At 74.6% G+C, this 1708-nt stretch carries 1 protein-coding gene; it reads right to left on the reverse strand.

Annotated elements, in window-relative coordinates; genetic code table 11:
- The coding region (locus DD1DGNOD_RS16270; protein WP_131770495.1) for a type I polyketide synthase at positions 1-1708 on the reverse strand (1708 nt) is incomplete at both ends.

Raw genomic sequence — 1708 nt, forward strand, 5'->3', positions numbered from 1 at the left:
AGGTCGGCCTCGACGGTGGCGGCGGGCAGCGGCACCGACATCATTCCACCCAGCCCGGCGATTTTTGTGATCGCCTGGGCGCGCAGCGCGACGATGCGGGCGGCGTCGTCCAATGTGAGGGCGCCGGCGACGTGAGCCGCGGCGATCTCGGCCTGCGAGTGCCCGATGACCGCGTCGGGACGGATGCCCAGCGACTCCCACAGCCGGGCCAGGGAGACGATCACCGCGAACAGCGCCGGCTGCACCACGTCGACGCGGTCGAGCGTGGGCGCGCCGTCCACCGCGCGCAGCACGTCGGTGAGCGACCAGTCGACGTGCGGGGCGAGCGCGTCCGCGCAGGCCGCGATCGACGCGGCGAACACCGGGGAGGACTCGAGCAGGCCCGTGGCCATCCCCGGCCACTGGGATCCCTGGCCGGGGAAGACGAAGACCGTCCCGCCCGCGTGCCCGGACGCGGCCGCGGACACCACACCCGGCGCCTGCTCGCCGGCCGCGACCGCGCGCAGTCCGGCGAGCAGCGCCTCGCGGCCGGCACCGACCACGACGGCACGGTGGTCGAAAACGGTACGGGTGGTCGCCAGCGACAGTCCGACGTCGGCCGGACGGGTCTCCGGCCGGGTGAACACGGCGTCGTGCAGCCGCGCCGCGGCCGTCCGCAACGCCGGTTCGCTGCGCGCGGACAGCGCCCACGCCACGGGCACCGCCGCGGCGTCACCGGCGTCACCGGACCCGCCGGTGGCGACCTCGTCCGGCGCGCTTCCGGTGTCTGGTGTGCTCTCCTCGGGTGCCGGTGCCTGTTCGAGGATGACGTGGGCGTTGGTGCCGCTGATCCCGAAGGAGGACACCGCCGCCCGCCGGGGACGGTTGATCTCGGGCCATGGCCGGGTTTCGGTGAGCAGTTCGACCGCGCCGGTGGACCAGTCGACGTGCGGGGACGGCGCGTCCACGTGCAGCGTCTTGGGTAGGAAGCCGCGCCGCAGCGCCCCGACCACGCTGATCACCCCGGTGACGCCGGCGGCGGCCTGGGTGTGGCCGATGTTGGATTTGACCGAGCCGAGTAGCAGGGGGCGGTCGGTGGGGCGGTCCTGGCCGTAGGTGGCGAGCAGGGCTTGGGCTTCGATGGGGTCGCCCAGGGTGGTGCCGGTGCCGTGTGCTTCCACGGCGTCGACGTCGGCCGGGTTGAGGCGGGCGTTGGCGAGCGCGGCGTTGATCACCCGCTGCTGGGACGGCCCGTTGGGCGCGGTGAGTCCGTTGCTCGCACCGTCGGAGTTCACCGCGCTGCCGCGGATCACCGCCAGGACGTGGTGGCCATGCCGGAGTGCGTCCGACAGCCGCTCCAGTACGACCATGCCCACGGCCTCCGCCCAGGCGGTGCCGTCCGCGGCGGCGGCGAACGGCTTGCACCGGCCGTCCGCGGACAGCCCGCGCTGCCGGGAGAACTCGGTGAACATGCCGGGCGTCGACATCACGCTGACGCCGCCGGCCAGCGCGAGCCCGCACTCGCCGCCACGCAGGGCCTGCACGGCCAGGTGCAGCGCCACCAGCGACGACGAGCAGGCGGTGTCCACGGTGATCGCCGGTCCGACGAAACCGAAGGTGTAGGCCAGGCGCCCGGAGGCGACGCTGGGGAGGCTGCCGGTGAGCGCGTACCCGCCGGCGGCGCCGGTGGCCTCGTGCAGCCGCGGTCCGTAGTCCTGTGGCGTGGCGC

The sequence above is a fragment of the Candidatus Protofrankia californiensis genome, from assembly GCF_900634765.1.
Lineage (GTDB): Bacteria > Actinomycetota > Actinomycetes > Frankiales > Frankiaceae > Protofrankia > Protofrankia californiensis.